Origin of the sequence: Halomonas sp. HL-93, from assembly GCF_900086985.1 — a bacterium.
Classification (GTDB): domain Bacteria; phylum Pseudomonadota; class Gammaproteobacteria; order Pseudomonadales; family Halomonadaceae; genus Vreelandella.
Window position 1 is genome coordinate 100,461 of the sequence record NZ_LT593974.1, and the last position, 16,789, is coordinate 117,249.

Genomic DNA, 16,789 nt, shown 5'->3' on the forward strand with positions numbered 1-16,789 from the left:
TATAGGCGGGTTTCATGCACTATACCCTGCGTCAGTTGGAAGTCTTCGTTGCCGTTGCGCAACACGAAAGCGTGTCCCATGCCGCGCGCTCGCTTGCCATGTCGCAGTCGGCGACCAGCACCGCCCTGGCAGAGCTCGAGCGTCAGTTCGACTGCCAACTGCTCGACCGCATCGGCAAGCGCCTCAAGCTCAATGCGCTGGGCTTTCAGCTGCTGCCTAAGGCCGTTGGGCTGCTTGACCGAGCCGAGGAGGTGGAGGAATTACTGCGCGGTCAGCAAGGCGTGGGGTCGCTGGAGGTTGGCGCTACCCTGACCATTGGCAACTATCTGGCAACGCTCTTAATCAGCGATTTTATGCAGCGCTATCCCGGCAGTCGCGTGCGTCTGGCGGTGCGCAATACACGCCATATCATCGAGGGTGTTCGTCAGCACTCGCTGGACCTTGGGTTGATCGAAGGGCCCTGCGATGACGACATGATCATCAGTCAGCCGTGGGTCGAGGATGAGCTGTGCGTGTTCTGTTCGCCACGCCACCCACTGGCGGGCAAGACCCATCTGGAGCTTGAACAGTTGCTGCGGGAGGACTGGATCATGCGCGAGGAGGGGTCGGGTACGCGGGTGACTCTGGAGCACGCTGCGCGCCATCGCCGCAGTCGCTTCAATACGCTGCTTGAACTTGAGCATACCGAAGGCATTAAGCGCGCGGTGGAGTCAGGATTGGGAATTGGTTGTGTCTCGCGGCTGGCGCTGCGTGATGCGTTCCGGCGGGGCAGCCTGGTACCGCTACCCACGCCGGAACTGGATCTTAAGCGTCAGTTCACCTTTATCTGGCATCGCCACAAGTACCTCACCACCGGCGTGCGCGAGTTCCTGCGGCTGTGCCGGGAGATGACCGCTGGCGCCAAGCGCAGCGATGACATCCCCCTGCCGCCGATCCCTTAACGACGCGTTTCAGGTGCCGGTAACGCCGACCCGTGACGGTCTGACTCCAGCGTAAACCCACCGACCAGCTCGGCCAGATAGTCGGCCTGGTCTTTCAACTGCTCGGCGGCGGTCGTCGACTCCTCTACCAGCGCCGCGTTCTGCTGGGTCATTTGATCCAGGTCGGTGACCGCAATGCTGACCTGGCTGATGCCATCATTTTGCTCGCCAGCCGCGGTGCTGATATCACCCAGCATCTGAGTGACCCTAGAGACGCTTTCGGCAAGCTCGTGCATGGCCGCCTCGGCGTCGCGCACCATTTGGGTGCCGCTTTCGACCTTCTCGGTTGAGGCATCAATTCGCTGACGGATATCTTTGGCCGCGTCGCTGGCACGTGACGCCAGCTGGCGGACTTCATTGGCCACCACGGCAAAGCCGCGGCCCTGTTCGCCCGCCCGGGCCGCTTCCACCGAGGCGTTCAGCGCCAGCAGATTGGTTTGAAAGGCAATCCCATCGATGACGCTGACGATGTCCTGAATTTCCGACGATGTGGTGCGGATAGCATCCATCGTGGTCACCACCTGTCCGAAGGCCTCGTCGGTGCGTCCTGCCAGCTGTGAGGCGGTTTTGGAAAGGCCGCTGGCTTCCTGCGAAGCACTGGTGGTGTGCGCGACGGTGCTACTGATTTCCTCCATCGCCGACGATGTTTGCTGCAAACTGGCGGCCGCTTGTTCGGTACGCCGGGAAAGGTCGCGGCCGCCTTGAGTGATTTCATTGGCGGCGTGATTGACCGATTCGCTGCTGCGTCGGACATCCAATAAAATGGTCTGGATTTTATCGGCAAAGGCATTGAACTGCTCGGCCACCGCCGCGCTTTCGTCGCGGCCTTGCACCGGCAGGCGTTGGGTGAGGTCGCCGTTGCCCGAGGCGATCGCCTGCATACGGCTGGCAAGGCGCTTCAGTGGGCGAGAGATGCTGTTGCCCAGCAGCCAGCTGGCCACCAGGCCCAGAAAGGCGATGATCAACCCCATGCCAATCATGCCGAGTGTCGAGGCCTCGCGCTGGTCTTCCAGCTGTGTCTCCAGGTCATTGAGACCGGCAAGGACGGCGCTTTCAGGCAGTCGGATCATCAGCACCCAGGGGTTACCGCTGTCATCCACCGAGAAGGGCCAATAGAGTTCGGTCATGCCCTGGTCCGTGTTTAGCCTGCGCACCTTCTCCCCTTGCTGCGCCTGGGCGATGCCGGCCTGAAGGTCTTCATCCAGCTCGTTTTCAGCGAGCTTGCCGAGCAGGTCAGGCGCGCTGGTATGGGCGGCCAAAGCTCCGTGAGAGGCGATCAAGGCGATTTCACCCGCGCCGTCGTAGAGCGACTGATTGGCTTCTTCCAGCAACCCCTGAATGAATTCGACCGACAGGTCGACACCGGCGCTGCCGCGGAATTCACCGTCGACCAGGATGGGCGCATTGAACGACGTGACCAGTAAGGTCTCGCCGTTGTAGTCGTAGAGGTGAGGGTCGACCACACAGGTACGCTTCGTTTCCTTGGGGCACAGATAGTATTCCCCGCGCCGAATGCCATCGGCATCGCGCTCCTGATTTTCCATGTCGCTGCCCAGCGCCAAGACCTCGATATCGCCGCTTTCGGTGCGATACCACCAAGGCATAAAGCGACCATCGGGGCCGTAACCTTGATCTTCGCGGCCGGTATAGCGGTCATCGTTGCCAAAGGCGTTGGGCTCCCAGCCAATAAAGGCGTCGAGCAGGTCGGGATTATCCACCACGGTCTGACGCACAAGCCGCGACAGCTCGCGACGGCTCATGGTCATCAACGGCTGACCCTCGCCGTCTTCCTGGCCCAGCATGGCATTGGTGTTCGCCAGGCTTTGAGCAAGCGTGAGGGCGTGCTCGAGCTCGCCCTTGATTTCCTCGGTCTGGGCCGACGCGGTCGCCGCCAGGCGTGCCTCTATGTTTTGTTCGAGCAGCGCTTTCGTCTGATTTTCAACCAGGGCCTGGGAGCGGGCGTTGGCAATCACCGAGTAGATGACCAACGCCGCCACGACCAGCAGGATACAGCCACCGACAAGCGTGGCGATGAGGGTGCGGACAGACTTAAATGTCATTGTTGTTAGTTCTCTCTATGCGCGTGAGCCGCATGCTACGGCTGTGAAACGGAGGTTAGAAGGCGGCCACCTTGAGCACCTGAACCACTCGACAGTTTGAATCGGCTGATGGTCTCAGCAAGATGGTCGGCCTGATCCTTGAGCTGTTCAGCGGCGGTGGTCGATTCTTCCACCATGGCCGCGTTTTCCTGGGTCATGCGGTCAAGGTCGGCAACCGCAATGTTTACCTGGCCGATACCGTCGCTCTGCTCGCCGGCAGCGGAGGAAATCTCGCCCAGCACATCGGTCACGCGGGTGATGTGGTTGACGATGTCTGCCATGGTTTCGCCGGCGCTTTGCACCAGTGTGGTGCCGTTGGTGACCTTGCCTTGGGAATCCTCGATCAGGTGCTTGATGTCGTTGGCCGCATCGGTACTGCGTTGGGCCAGCTTGCGGACTTCTTCGGCCACCACGGCAAAGCCACGGCCCTGCTCGCCGGCGCGGGCGGCTTCCACCGAGGCATTGAGCGCTAGCAGGTTGGTCTGGAAGGCGATGCTGTCCATCAGAGTGACGATCTCGCCGATCTTGCCTGACGACTCGGCAATATCGTCCATGGTCGAGGTGACCTGGGAGACAACCTCGCCGCCGCGACCGGCAACGTCCGAGGCGGCCTTGGCGAGCTGGTTGGCTTCCTGGGCGGACGATGAGGTGTGCTCGACCGTGCTGGTAATCTCCTCCATAGACGCGGAGGTTTGTTGCAGGCTGGAGGCGGTGTTTTCGGTCCGCCGGGATAGGTCCTGACCGCCGGTGGCGATTTCGGTGGCGGCGTTGTGAACCGCTTCACTGCTGGTGCGAACATCCTGCAGCACCGTGTCCATGGTGGCCACAAAACGGTTAAAGGCGGCGGCGATCTGGGTGATCTCGTCGTTACCCTCTTCCGGCAGACGCTGGGTAAGGTCGCCTTCACCCGAAGCGATATCGTTCATCGCATCGCGGGCCGACAAAAGACGGCGCAGTAACCATTTGAGTAGCAGGCTGAGGACCACGGCGGTAATGCCGGCAACGATCAACAGCGTGATAAGCGACGTGCTGGCAATCCCGCGTAGCCCAGCGGTGGCCTCACGCTCGTCCATCGCCACCATGAGATGCCAATCGCTGTTGCCGCCCACGGCGCTACCTTGCAATAACGTTTCACGGCCCTCAAGCGTCAGGGCATGGGGCTCGTCACTGCCAGCAATCTGCTTGATATAACCGGCATCCAGCTGTTCGCTGAGCGCGCTAGAGGGTTCCAGGGTCAGCTCGGCGTTAGGGTGAGCGACCAAGGTCCCGTCGCCGGTGGTTAAAAAGCCAAAACTCGAAGGTGTCGGGGCGATGCTGGCGACAATGTCGATCACGTCTTCAATGCTGATATCAGCGCCCACCACGGCAGCCAGTTCGCCGTTTTGGTAGTAAGGGCGAGCAAAGGTCACAATTAATCCGCCACTTTGCGCGTCCACATAAGGGGCGGTAATGATCGTGTCCTCTGCGTCGACGGCGTCTTGGTACCAGGGGCGTTGGCGCGGGTCGTAATCACTGGGAGGCTCCCAGCCATCCGAAAAAACAGCGTCAGAGGTCTCGGGGACAGCCATGTAAGCCGAAATGAAGTTGCCAGCGTCTTCCAACTGGCGCAGTGCTGACAATGGGGCGTCGCTCTCAACGGCATCTTCCATGCTGGCGAGCATGCTGTAGCGGGCGTTAAACCATTCATCAATCGCCTGGGTATTACCGTTGGCGACTGCGTTCAGGTTGCGGGACACCTGTTCAGTGTTGTGGTGTTTGACGGTGATGTAACTGGCAATGCCATTGACTACCAGGGCAAGGGTAATCGCCGCTAACGTGGCGATTAACAGTTTAGCGCGCAGGGATGAAAACATTGATCGCTCTCGTGGCTTGATGCGTTTCAGGGCGTGGCCCTGTCATGAGGTCGCATCAGCTATCGGCGAGAGCGATCGTTTCTTTAGTCCAATAAGCGGTGGATGTCGTCGCTGGGTTAGCGCAGGTCGCTAACGGCAGTTTGAATATCTGTCAGCGACGCTTTGCTCAGGTCCTTGGAAAGGGTATGAATCACAAGCTTTTGCGTGGGGCCATCGAGTTTGTCGCGCAGCAGGCCTAAAAATTTGGGTGGAGCGACCATAATTAGCTTCTCTAAGCTGTTATCTACTCGAGCACTATAAAGGTGGTTGGCGACCTGTTTGGCGAACAGTTCGTTTTCATGCTTCGAGGCAGTGTCCTCGTCGCCGGAACTGCGCGCGCTGGTCGAACTTGATTCGTGAACATCGGCGCCTGGGCGGTCGGTGACCAAATCGCCCTCGTGAAGGCGTCCTTCGGCATGTACCAAGCTTTCCTGCTCGGTGAGTGTTAACGCTTCGCGGGTAAAAATGCGCGCGCGAGCGGCATCAGCGACAACAATATAAGTGGTCATCGTGACGCGTCCTCCTTGTCGTTAGTGGTCACTTAACCATGGCAAGCGTTAAGCGCTAGGTCAAACTTCGAGCACGCTTCTAGACAGGCCTTAGGGCCTTGCCTATGGTGGTGGTCGGCTTTCTCGGAGTTTTGCCATGCCCATATTGTCGCTCGTTGCGCCCCAGCATTGGCGCAATTGCTATCTATTAATGCGCCACGGCCATAGCCAAGCGAATCAGCGGGGCGTGATCGTCAGCTCGCCGGCGCGCGGCGTGGAGGACTTCGGCCTTTCTGGTCTTGGCGAGCAACAACTTGCCCAGTTGGTGGCCGATTGGCAGTGGCCAATACCAACCCGCGTGGTGCATTCGGATTTTTTGCGTACGGCGCAAACAGCGGCACGGATTGCGGAGGCGTTTGAGTTAGTACCAAGCGTCGATACGCGCTTACGAGAGCGCTATTTTGGCAAGCTAGAGGGGCAGAGCGACGATCACTATCCTAACGTATGGGCATTGGACGCCCAAGACGCTGAGCATCAACACCATCAGGTAGAAGCGGTAAGCGCGGTGGCAACGCGTATGCAAGCGGTGATAGCAGATTGGGAGCAGCAGGTTAGCGGAGAAACCATCGTGTTAGTCAGCCACGGTGATCCGCTGCAAATCCTGCTTACGGCGCTAGCCGGAAAGCCGTTGAGCCAACACCGTGAGCAGACCGCATTGCTGCCCGCCAGTATGACGCTGATAGGGCGTTAGGCGCTGCCTTCAGTCGGTGGAATCCAGGCGATCATATCGACTTCCACGTCGGCACCACCGGCAAGACCCGTGACGCCAATACAGGTGCGTGTGGGTAACGGTTGGGGGAAGTAGCTGGCATAGACCTTATTGACCTCGTCAAAATGGCCCATGTTGGTAATAAACACGCGGGACTGCACCACGTATTCGAAGCTGCTGCCTACTTCCTCCAGCACAATCGCCAGATTCTGCATCACGCGGTGGGTCTGTTCGGTGAAAGTGCCGAGCAGCATTTCGTTGGTTTCCGGCACCGTCGGCATTTGCCCGGTAATGAACACCAAATCACCCACGCGGCAGGCGTGAGAAAATGGCGCGATAGGCTGGGGCGCACGGTCGATAAATAGCTTTTCCATGGTGTCGCTATCCTTTGTAGATTGTTTTAGCCGCTTGTTTAAAAGCCTTATAAGCATCATGGGCCTCAAGTGAGGCCCATGATGTTGTGTTTATCCACAGCTGTTTTGGTGCTGGGGCTGTGGATTAATGCCCGAGGATCTGGCTTAAGAACAGCTGGGTACGTTCGGACTGGGGGTTATTGAAGAACGGCTCAGGTGCGTTTTCTTCAATAATTTGCCCTTGGTCCATGAAAATCACCCGGTCGGCCACGGTTTTAGCGAAGCCCATTTCGTGGGTGACGCACAGCATGGTCATGCCTTCCTCGGCCAGCTCCACCATGACATCCAGTACTTCTTTGATCATTTCGGGGTCGAGGGCGGAAGTCGGCTCGTCAAACAGCATCACGTCGGGGTGCATGCACAGCGAGCGGGCAATCGCGACCCGCTGCTGTTGACCGCCGGATAGCTGGCCAGGGTATTTTTTGGCTTGCTCGGCAATGCGTACCCGCTCCAGATACCGCATGGCCTGCTCTTCGGCTTCTTTGCGGGGCTTTTTTTGCACCCACATCGGCGCAACACAGCAGTTTTCCAGCACCGACAGATGGGGGAACAGGTTGAAGTGCTGAAACACCATCCCGACGCTGCGGCGAATCTGCTCAATACGTTTAACATCCTGGGTCAGCGGTACACCGCCCACGGTGATCTCGCCTTTTTGGTGCTCTTCAAGGTGGTTGATACAGCGGATCAGTGTTGATTTACCCGAGCCTGAGGGGCCACACACCACGATACGCTCGCCACGCTTGACCTCCAGGTAAATGTCACGCAGGACGTGAAAATCGCCGAACCATTTATTGACGTTATGCATCTCAACCATCAGGTCGGACGCGTTGGTGGCTGCTTGTGTCATGTTGATATCCTACTCAAAATCAAAAAAAGCGGCGTTAGGCGTTGCGGCCAAGCCTATTGTCTATGGCCGGTGTTGAGCTTGCGTTCCAGGTACTGGCTGTAGCGCGACATGCTGAAACAGAAAATCCAGAACATAAACGCGGCAAACACATAGCCTTCCAGGGAAAAACCCAACCAACGCGAGTCGGAGAGTGCCGCTTGCACAATCCCCAATAAATCAAACAGCCCAATGATCATCACCAGCGTGGTGTCTTTAAACAGCGAAATGAAGGTGTTGACGATGCCGGGAATCATCATCTTCAGCGCCTGGGGCATGATGATCAGTCCCATGCGTTTCCAGTAGGTCATACCCAGCGCGGCCGCCGCCTCTTCCTGCCCTTTGGGAATGGCCTGCAAGCCGCCGCGGATCACCTCGGCCATGTAGGCGCTCTGGAAGAGCGTCAAACCGATCAGCGCACGTACTAAGCGGTCGACGCCCATGCCCGAGGGCAAGAATAACGGCAGCATGACCGAGGCCATAAACAGGATAGTGATGAGCGGAACGCCCCGCCAAAATTCGATGAAAATGACGCAGAAGCTTTTCACGATAGGCATGGACGAACGCCGTCCCAGGGCGAGCACGATACCGATGGGTAACGCGCCGATCATCCCGATGCTGGCCAGCAGCAGGGTCAGCATCAAGCCCCCCCAGCGGTTGGTGGACACGCGGGGGAGATCGAAATAGCCGCCGTACAACAACACGAAAGCCACGACCGGAAAGGCTACCAGGGCAAAGACCGCTACCCAGCGCTTAAACGGCAGACGGGGAATGGCCATCCAGGCAATCAGTGTAAAGAACATGGCAAAGATGATATTGGCGCGCCAATATTCATCGCTTGGGTAGAGCCCATATATGAACTGGTGGAAGCGGGCGTTAATGAACACCCAGCAGGCGCCAACCCGTGAGCAGTCTTCACGGCTGCTGCCGACCCAATCGGCATCGATAAACGCCCATTGGACAGTCGGTACGACCAGCAGGTAGAGCACAAACAGGCCCAGCAGGGTGAAGAGGCTGTTGATGGGGCCATTGAACAGATTTCCGCGAAGCCAAGCAATGGGCCCAATCGTGCCTTTCGGCGCCGGCTGCTCGGGTATCATATCTTTGTTATGAATCATAAGGTTGCCTCCGGCCTAGCGTTCGACGAGCGCAACGCGAGCGTTGAACCAGTTCATGAACATGGACACCAGCAAGCTGATGATCAGATAAACCGCCATGGTCATGGCAATGACCTCGATCGCCTGGCCGGTCTGATTCAGCGTGGTGCCGGCAAATACCGAGACGAGATCGGGATAACCGATGGCGGTGGCCAGCGATGAGTTCTTGATCAGGTTGAGGTACTGGCTGGTGAGTGGTGGAATAATCACTCGCATGGCCTGGGGAATTACTATCAGGCGCAGCACCAGCTTACGCGGCAGGCTCAGCGCCTGGGCGGCTTCCGTCTGGCCATGGGGAATCGCCTGAATACCGGAGCGCACTATCTCGGCGATAAACGAGGCGGTGTAGATAGTCAGGGCCAGCCAAAGGGCGAGGAACTCAGGAATTACCGTGATGCCGCCGCGGAAATTAAATCCCGTCATTTCAGGCAGTTCCCAGGTAACCGGGACGCCGGTGACCAACAATACCAGCAGCGGAAAACCGAAAATCAGTGCCGGAACAATCCAGCCCACAGGTAAACGTTGCCCTGTCGCTTCGTGCCGCCGCTTATTCCAAACCACCAGCGCGATACTGGCGACGATGGCCACCACAAAGGCTGCCGGTATCAGCCCAAACCCCGACTCAAATAACGGTTCGGGGATGTATAGGCCGCGCACGTTGAGAAAGAAGGCTTCACCAAAGGTCAGGCTTTCGCGGGCGTTGGGTAGGGCGCGCAGAACGGCGAAGTACCAGAAGAAAATCTGCAACAGCAGCGGGATATTTCGGAACGTCTCGATATAGGCGTTGGCCAGGCGCGCCAGCAGCCAGTTGGGTGAAAGGCGCGCAATGCCGACAATAAAGCCGACAATGGTAGCGGCCAAAACCCCCAGGCCGCCTACCATCAGCGTATTGAGCAGTCCAATGACAAAGGTTCGGCCGTAGGTGCTGTCTTTGGAGTATTCGATCAAGGTTTGGCCAATACCAAACCCTGCGGTTCGCTCAAGAAAACCGAACCCGGTCCTGATACCGCGTTCGGATAGGTTTTCCTGAACATTACCGATAATAAATAACAGGAAAGCCGCAACGGCTGCGACGACCAAGAGTTGAAAAATAAGCGCGCGCTTTGCGCGGTCTCGCCAAAACGGCGGCTTTTGGCCTGCCGGGCGAGCATTAGGTCTTACCGACATGGGTGGCGTCTCCGCGATACGGAAGGTCAATCAGAAGGCCCGCCTATACCTTTGAAACAAGGGATGGCGGGCCGGGGTCAAGCGAGACGCTTAGCGAATCGGCGGTGCGTACTGAATGCCGCCTTCGGTCCAGAGCTCGTTAATACCGCGCTCAATTTCCAGCGGTGAGTCCTTGCCCACGTTGCGGTCAAAGCTTTCGCCGTAGTTACCCACTTGGCTGATGATTTGGTACGCCCAGTCGGCGTCTAGGTCCATTTCTTCGCCGTAGTTGCCGTCTTCACCCAGCAGTCGGGCGATGTTGGGGTCTTCAGATTCCAGCATGTCGTCAACGTTGTCGCTGTCCACGCCGTACTCTTCGGCGTTCATCATGGCAAATAGCGACCATTTGACGATGTTGAACCACTTGTCATCGCCTTGGCGAACCACTGGTCCGAGTGGCTCTTTAGAGATGACGTCGGAGAGAATCTCTGAACCCTCAGGGTCGTCAAGTTGAATACGCAGAGCAGCAAGCTGAGAGGTGTCAGATGTCAACACGTCACAACGGCCGGCTTCGTACCCGCCAACGGTTTGCTCAGAGGTATCGAAAACGATCGGGTCGAATTCCATATCGTTGGCGCTGAAGTAGTCGGCCAGGTTCAGTTCGGTAGTAGTACCCGACTGGATACAGATTGACGCGCCGTCGAGCTCGTCAACGCTGGAAACGTCCAGGTCTTTGGACACCATGAAGCCTTGGCCGTCGTAGAAGGTGACGCCGGTGAAGTTGAGACCCAGCGTTGTATCACGGGTAGTGGTCCAGGTGGTGTTACGCGACAGCACATCCACTTCGCCGGACTGCAGTGCTGTGAAGCGCTCAACTGCATTCAATGAAATGTAGTTGACCGCTTCCGAGTCACCCAGAACGGCAGCGGCTACTGCACGGCAAACATCAACGTCAATGCCTTCCCAGTTACCATCGTCGTCAGGTGCAGAAAAGCCGGGTAGGCCGTCGCTTACGCCACACTGCACTTCACCACGTTCGATGGTATCTTCGAGCGTATCGGCTTGAGCCGTCGCCATGCCGGCTAGTGTCAGCGAGCCAGCCGATGCCAATAGCGCCAGGTGTTTTTTCTTCAACATGTAGGTTCCCTCGAATTATTTGAATATCGTTATGCATGCCGTAGCATGTCTTTAACCTAGCAAGGAAGATGCCAACAGGGGTACTAGCGGTAATTCAGCGCTTTTCAACGCTAATCAACGAATTCGAGACGAACGTCTAGGTGCAAAAATCACGACTATCTACTTTGCCTGCACCGTTGTGGCGCAGGCAAAGAGAACGATAGTCTAAAACGGGTGTTTGGCGGGGTTATTCAGTTGCGAAAGACTTGCGCATGAACGGCGGCAAAGAAAGCGCCCCGCGGTGGGCCTCCACCGTATAGTATTCAAGCGGCATGTCGTGGTGGGCCGCTTCTTGTTCGCGGAAGTTTTCAACGTTGGTGGCTTTGCCCGCCAGCGTCACACTCCACCAACCCGACGGATAAACCGGCTGTGGGAAGGGTAGCGTCGCCACGCTCTCAAAACCCGCTTCGCGCATATCGTGGCGTAGTTCGCGAATAATGGAGCCGCTGTGGTAAAGCGGCGATTCGCTTTGCTGTACCATGACGCCGCCATTTTTGAGGATGCGGTGGCAGCGCTTCAGGAAGTCGGTTTTAAACAGCCCTTCGGCGGGCCCCACGGGGTCAGTCGAGTCGATAATCAGCACATCGATGCTCTCATCGGGTGCATTGTCCACCCACTTGACACCATCATCGAATAGCAATTCGGCACGGGGGTCGTTATTGGACGCCACCAGTGCGGGGAAAAAGCGCTCTGAGGCTTTGGTGACCTCTTCGTCGATATCGATCTGGGTGACATGTTCAACGCCTGGGTGACGCAGCACTTCTTTCAGCGTGCCGCAGTCGCCGCCACCAATAATCACCACCCGCTTGGGGTTCTGATGAGTAAATAGCGCTGGGTGAGCAATCATCTCGTGATAGAGAAAGTTGTCGCGATCGGTCAGCATCACGCAGCCGTCCAGCACCAGCAGGTTGCCGTAGGTTTCAGTGGCGTAGACTTCCAGATGTTGATAGGCGCTATGTACATCCAATAGTTTATCGGTAATTTTCAGCGAGAAGGCGCTGCCGTGGCTATCGAATACTTCGGTAAACCACTGCTCGTCGCGACATTCACTCATTGTTGGGCTCCTGGGTACGTATCATTCGATTGGGTCGCGATGCCCCGATGGTATTGCGGACTAAGATCGTGCAGCGCCTCCATAAAGGCGGTGACGTGGTCAGGATTCGTGAACTGGCTGATACCGTGCCCCAGATTAAAAATATGACCGGGGCCGTGGCCATAGCTTTCCAGCACGCGGGCAACTTCGGCGCGTATAGCGGAAGGCCGGGCAAACAGCACATTGGGGTCCAGATTGCCCTGCAGGGCAACTTTATGGCCAACGCGAGCACGGGCATCGGAAAGCTCGGTGGACCAATCGATACCCAAGGCATCGGCACCGGCGCAGGCGATGTGTTCAAGCCATTGGCCGCCGTTTTTGGTGAAGAGAATGACCGGTACCTGGCGTCCGTCGTGCTCGCGAATCAAGCCAGAAACAATTTGCTCCATATAGCGCAGCGAGAACTCAAGGTAAGCCGGGGTAGACAGCGCGCCGCCCCAGGTATCAAAAATCTGTACCGCCTGGGCGCCCGCACGAATCTGCGCGTTGAGGTAGTCGGTTACCGCCTGGGCCAGCGTATCCAGCAGCTGGTGCATGGTGTCCGGCGTGTCATAGAGCATGGTTTTCAGGTGGCGGAAATCTTTACTCGAACCGCCCTCGACCATGTAGGTGGCGAGTGTCCAGGGGCTGCCGGAAAAACCAATTAACGGCATGCGACCGTTCAGTTCACGGCGAATGGTCGAGACCGCGCGCATGACGTAATCTAGGTCGCGCTCGGCGTCGGGGACGCTCAGCGCGGCCACCTCTTCTAGGGTACGCACGGTTTTTCTGAATTTGGGGCCTTCGCCAGTTTCGAAATAAAGCCCCAGGCCCATGGCATCGGGGATCGTCAGAATATCCGAAAATAAAATAGCGGCATCCAGAGGATAGCGCTCAAGAGGCTGCAGCGTGACCTCGCACGCCAGATCATGGTTGCGACACAGATCCATAAAACTGCCAGCATCGGCGCGTTTGGCACGGTATTCCGGCAGGTAGCGGCCTGCTTGGCGCATCATCCACACCGGAGTGCGGTCAACGGGCTGGCGAGCCAGCGCACGAAGAAAACGGTCGTTTTGCAAAGGTGTGGGGGTCATAAACACTTGCTCTTGAGAAATTTGCCCGCATTGTAGAGGAGCTATTGTACTGGAAGATAGACCGCCTGGCGGCGCGACGCGTGGCAAAAATTGTCGCACCGCGCCGATTTTCTCAATGCTTTGCGGCCAACCTAGCCGTGAGCAGACCGCCGCTTCCTGTTAAACTATCAGCTCATTTTGCCAACACTGGTAGGGGTAACCGGTTTGGTTAATTAGCGAGGTAACCTGTGACCATTCGCTTCATTGCCGCTTCGCGGCTGCCCACGCCCTGGGCGACATTCACCATGCATGGTTTCGAAGATGAAGCCACGGGGAAAGATCATATCGCCTTAACGTTGGGTGATGTGACCGGAGAAGAACCTGTGTTGGGGCGTGTGCATTCGGAGTGTTTGACTGGCGACGCGCTGTTCTCAATGCGCTGCGACTGCGGCTACCAGCTACAAGAAGCGCTGAAGCGAATTGCGGAAGAAGGGCGTGGCGTCTTGCTGTATCTGCGCCAAGAAGGGCGCGGCATTGGTTTATTGAACAAGATTCGCGCCTATCACCTGCAAGACCACGGGGCTGACACCGTCGAGGCCAACGAACAGCTGGGCTTTGGTGCCGATATGCGCCGCTACGACCTATGCGTGCCGATGCTCGACCATCTGGGTGTCAGTGCGCTCAAGCTGATGACCAACAATCCGCGCAAAGTCGATGCCCTGACCCGTGACGGGGTGAGTGTGGTTGAACGCCTGCCCATTACCACCGGTCTTAACCCCCATAACGAACAGTATCTCTCCACCAAAGCAGGCAAGCTTGGCCACATGATGCTGCTGGATGACTTCACCCAGGCCAGCGACGTGGATATTGAGCGCAAGGAATGATAGCGAAGGACGATCTTGAGCTGGTGTTGGACGTTTGGAGTGTCCTATGACCGACCCAATGCATGAGACACATGAGTCGCTCTGTGAATTCAGTCATTTAGAGGAGCGTCTGCATAGCATCACCCACGGCATCGGCGCTGTGCTTAGCTTGGTGGGGATGGCCGTGCTGCTGATAGCGGCGAGCTTCGCAGTCCAGATCGATCCGTGGAAGATCACCAGTTTGAGCTTATATGGCACCACGTTGGTACTGCTGTATACCGCCTCGGCCCTCTACCACACCATTTCTCATCGGCGATGGAAGCAGCGTTTTCAATCTCTTGACCACTGCGCCATTTATCTGCTCATTGCCGGGACTTACACACCGTTTCTGCTCGTCAATATGCGTGGCCCTATAGGCTGGGCCCTATTTGCCGCCGTATGGTCACTGGCGCTGGTGGGTATTGCTTGCAAACTGCGCTGGCCCCAGCGCTTTGCGGTATTACGCGTGGCGATTTATCTGCTCATGGGCTGGATGATTGTACTGGCGTCAGGGGATTTGTCGGCTAATTTATCGTCGACCGGCATAACGCTGTTGGCCGCTGGAGGCATCACCTACACACTGGGGGTTATCTTCTACGCCGTGCGTGCCATCCCCTATAATCACGCCATTTGGCATCTGTTTGTTATCGGCGGAAGCGTTTGCCATTACTTTGCCGTTTATAATGCCGTGCTGCCCCACCCCGCAGTCACCTAAGCGCTTAGCTGCCTCTTTTTCAGGGCGATGACGCGCGATGATGCGTAGCGTCATAGCGATAAATGCATGATCGCGCCACGCAGCTCACGATGGTCTACCCATAGCTTGCCTAAGGTAATAGGGAGCTTGAAACGGCGCTTTCCGGCAGCGCCAGGGTTGAAGAGCAGTTTTCCGGCCTTCCATTCGTTGCGGGGTTTGTGGGAGTGTCCGTGCAGTACAGCGTCGCAAGGCGTCGCCGGGTCAAAATCCTCCAATCGATGAACAAGATGCAGGTGCCGGTCATTAACAATAATGTCTTGATGGACCGGCAGCCTCGTCGACCACGACGCCGTATCGATATTACCCCGCACGCAGTGAACCGGCGCCAGTTTTTCCAGACGCTGTAAAATAGCGCTATCAGCTTCTTTGTTGCCCACATCCCCAAGATGTAGGATTAGCCCGCTCCCCTGCAGCAACACAAGCGCCTCATCGCGCAGTAGCCCGTGGGTATCGGCAATCACACCAATGGGAGAAGCGATGCTGTAATGCAGGGTCGTCGCGCTCACTAACGCTCAGCCGCCGCTTTTTCACGCGCAATGGCGCGTGCCATCGCGGGACGCTGGGCATGGCGTTCGCGGTAGGCGATAAACGGCTCGGGTAGGCGATGTTTCATGCTGGAAGCCCAGCTTAATGTGTGGGTCAGAAACAGATCCGCCAGCGTAAAGGTATTGCCCACTAGCGTTTCCTGGCCCTGATAGCGGCGCTCCAGCGCTTGCAGCGCACGCTGAAATTCCCAAGCGCAGGTGGGTAAAATGGCCGGGATGCGTTTATCCTGAGGCAAGGCAAACTGATGTTTGGCCTGGTTCCACAAGGGCTGTTCCAGTTCGGTGACGATAAAGCTCAGCCATTGCTCTACCTGCGCCCGCTTAATGGCCTCATGAGGCATTAAATGGCCATCGTCATATTGATCGGCCAAATAGCGGCAAATCGGTGCTGACTCAAACAGCTTAACGTCACCATCTTCCAATACCGGCACCTTGCCATCTGGGTGGCGCGCTAAGTGCTCTGGCGTTTGGCCTTCGCCTTTATCCAGCGCCACGTGCTGGCAGCGGTACTCCAGGCCCAGTTCTTCAAGCGTCCAGGTGGCTCGCAGCGAGCGTGACTGGGGAAAACTGTACAGCGTAATCATGATAGCGGGCGCTCCGGTAAATTAAGGTGCCTTCAATTTAGCGGTTGCTCGGCTAGCTGTCACTTAGGATTATTCACGCGCTTTTTGGATACGTTCATAAGCGTTACTGATCTCGCTAGTGCGCGCCTGGGCCACTTCGCGCATGCTTTCAGGTAGCCCTTTACCGGCCAGCTTATCCGGGTGATTTTGGCTCATCAGACGGCGATAGGCTTTCTTGATCTCGGCATCACTGGCGTCTTCCGACACGCCCAGTACCCGGTAAGCGTCTTTAAGCGCTTCTTCACTGGCGCCCTGGGAGTTAGCGGCAGCACCGTGCAGCATGGCTTCGATTTGTTGGACCTCGGCCTCGCTACAGCCCACGCCGCGGGCGACGCGCAGAATCATTTCGTGCTCGGCAGGGTGCAACACGCCGTCTGCGGCAATTGCCGAAAGCTGCACCTGCAGAAATACCTGGCGCATGACGGGCTGGTGCCGGGTGAGGTGGTTCACGCTGGCAAGCTCGGCGTTTAGGTCGAAGTCGTCGGCGCGGCCACGCTCAAAGGCGGCGCGTGCCTTGGCGCGATGCTCGCCTTGCAGGTGCATTTCGTCGAAGAGTTTCTCGGCGACGCCAAGTTCGCCGTCGGTGACTTTGCCGTCGGCTTGGCACAGGCAACCCATTACCGAAAAAATCGATTCCAAAAAGCCTTCTTGAATGCGTGTGCGCGCCACGCCTAAGCGGCGACTGATACGCGTACTCAGCCACCAGCCTAGGCCACCGCCGACTAGCAGGCCAACGGGGCCGCCAGCAGCAAGGCCGATCAGCGCAAATACAATAATCAGAAATAACATGGCAGTCTCTAGCGTTGAGAAAAATAAA

At 57.4% G+C, this 16,789-nt stretch carries 17 protein-coding genes; 4 read left to right on the forward strand and 13 right to left on the reverse strand.

Features of this window, described 5'->3' with window-relative positions; genetic code table 11:
* The first annotated feature begins 14 nt into the window (after positions 1–14).
* Positions 15–941: a LysR family transcriptional regulator gene (locus GA0071314_RS00480; protein ID WP_027337177.1), complete on the forward strand. Its 927-nt coding sequence runs from the start codon at positions 15–17 to the stop codon at positions 939–941.
* Here the strand turns inward: GA0071314_RS00480 and GA0071314_RS00485 are convergent.
* From GA0071314_RS00485 to GA0071314_RS00495, 3 genes are all read right to left on the reverse strand, one after another.
* Positions 938–3,040 carry a methyl-accepting chemotaxis protein gene (locus tag GA0071314_RS00485; protein ID WP_074394814.1) on the reverse strand — a complete coding sequence of 701 codons (2,103 nt, stop codon included), beginning with the start codon at positions 3,038–3,040 and terminating at the stop codon, positions 938–940. The genes GA0071314_RS00480 and GA0071314_RS00485 overlap by 4 nt on opposite strands.
* A gap of 35 nt (positions 3,041–3,075) precedes the next feature.
* Complete coding sequence (locus GA0071314_RS00490) at positions 3,076–4,932, reverse strand: methyl-accepting chemotaxis protein (RefSeq protein WP_074394815.1); 1,857 nt, start codon at positions 4,930–4,932, stop codon at positions 3,076–3,078.
* A gap of 116 nt (positions 4,933–5,048) precedes the next feature.
* Positions 5,049–5,480, reverse strand: a complete 432-nt coding sequence (locus GA0071314_RS00495) for a host attachment protein (RefSeq protein ID WP_074394816.1) — start codon at positions 5,478–5,480, stop codon at positions 5,049–5,051.
* Between the two features lie 136 nt (positions 5,481–5,616).
* On the opposite strand from GA0071314_RS00495, the gene GA0071314_RS00500 reads away from it, so the two are divergent.
* Complete coding sequence (locus tag GA0071314_RS00500) at positions 5,617–6,210, forward strand: histidine phosphatase family protein (RefSeq protein WP_074394817.1); 594 nt, start codon at positions 5,617–5,619, stop codon at positions 6,208–6,210.
* On the opposite strand, the gene GA0071314_RS00505 is transcribed toward GA0071314_RS00500, so the two are convergent.
* The 7 genes from GA0071314_RS00505 to hemE form a co-directional block, all read right to left on the reverse strand.
* Complete coding sequence (locus GA0071314_RS00505) at positions 6,207–6,602, reverse strand: RidA family protein (protein WP_074394818.1); 396 nt, start codon at positions 6,600–6,602, stop codon at positions 6,207–6,209. The two genes, GA0071314_RS00500 and GA0071314_RS00505, sit on opposite strands and share 4 nt — an antisense overlap.
* Before the next feature lie 124 nt (positions 6,603–6,726).
* Positions 6,727–7,488, reverse strand: a complete 762-nt coding sequence (locus GA0071314_RS00510) for an amino acid ABC transporter ATP-binding protein (RefSeq protein ID WP_269449422.1) — start codon at positions 7,486–7,488, stop codon at positions 6,727–6,729.
* Positions 7,489–7,541: 53 nt separating this feature from the next.
* A complete protein-coding gene (locus tag GA0071314_RS00515; protein ID WP_074394819.1) occupies positions 7,542–8,642 on the reverse strand; it encodes an amino acid ABC transporter permease in 1,101 nt (366 codons plus the stop codon).
* Positions 8,643–8,657: 15 nt separating this feature from the next.
* Positions 8,658–9,848: an amino acid ABC transporter permease gene (locus GA0071314_RS00520; protein ID WP_074394820.1), complete on the reverse strand. Its 1,191-nt coding sequence runs from the start codon at positions 9,846–9,848 to the stop codon at positions 8,658–8,660.
* A gap of 90 nt (positions 9,849–9,938) precedes the next feature.
* Positions 9,939–10,964: an amino acid ABC transporter substrate-binding protein gene (locus GA0071314_RS00525; RefSeq protein WP_074394821.1), complete on the reverse strand. Its 1,026-nt coding sequence runs from the start codon at positions 10,962–10,964 to the stop codon at positions 9,939–9,941.
* Positions 10,965–11,190: 226 nt separating this feature from the next.
* Positions 11,191–12,057 carry a polyamine aminopropyltransferase gene (gene speE / locus GA0071314_RS00530; RefSeq protein ID WP_074394822.1) on the reverse strand — a complete coding sequence of 289 codons (867 nt, stop codon included), beginning with the start codon at positions 12,055–12,057 and terminating at the stop codon, positions 11,191–11,193.
* Positions 12,054–13,169, reverse strand: coding sequence for a uroporphyrinogen decarboxylase (gene hemE / locus GA0071314_RS00535; protein WP_074394823.1), 1,116 nt, complete (start codon positions 13,167–13,169; stop codon positions 12,054–12,056). Before hemE ends, speE begins: the two co-directional genes overlap by 4 nt.
* Before the next feature lie 227 nt (positions 13,170–13,396).
* On the opposite strand from hemE, the gene ribA reads away from it, so the two are divergent.
* Positions 13,397–14,032, forward strand: coding sequence for a GTP cyclohydrolase II (gene ribA, locus GA0071314_RS00540; RefSeq protein WP_074394824.1), 636 nt, complete (start codon positions 13,397–13,399; stop codon positions 14,030–14,032).
* A 46-nt stretch (positions 14,033–14,078) separates the two neighbouring features.
* The gene (gene trhA / locus GA0071314_RS00545) at positions 14,079–14,765 is read left to right on the forward strand and encodes a PAQR family membrane homeostasis protein TrhA (protein ID WP_231896489.1); all 687 of its coding nucleotides are present in this window, start codon (positions 14,079–14,081) and stop codon (positions 14,763–14,765) included.
* Between the two features lie 50 nt (positions 14,766–14,815).
* Here trhA and GA0071314_RS00550 read toward each other — a convergent pair whose 3' ends face one another.
* The 3 genes from GA0071314_RS00550 to djlA all read right to left on the reverse strand — a co-directional run bounded on the left by GA0071314_RS00550 (position 14,816) and on the right by djlA (position 16,761).
* Positions 14,816–15,310 (reverse strand): metallophosphoesterase family protein, encoded by a 495-nt coding sequence (locus GA0071314_RS00550; RefSeq protein WP_231896490.1) that lies wholly within the window; start codon positions 15,308–15,310, stop codon positions 14,816–14,818.
* On the reverse strand, positions 15,310–15,933 hold the full coding sequence (locus GA0071314_RS00555) for a glutathione S-transferase family protein (protein ID WP_074394825.1): 624 nt from the start codon (positions 15,931–15,933) through the stop codon (positions 15,310–15,312). Before GA0071314_RS00555 ends, GA0071314_RS00550 begins: the two co-directional genes overlap by 1 nt.
* Before the next feature lie 69 nt (positions 15,934–16,002).
* A complete protein-coding gene (djlA, locus tag GA0071314_RS00560) occupies positions 16,003–16,761 on the reverse strand; it encodes a co-chaperone DjlA (RefSeq protein WP_074394826.1) in 759 nt (252 codons plus the stop codon).
* Positions 16,762–16,789: the final 28 nt, after the last annotated feature.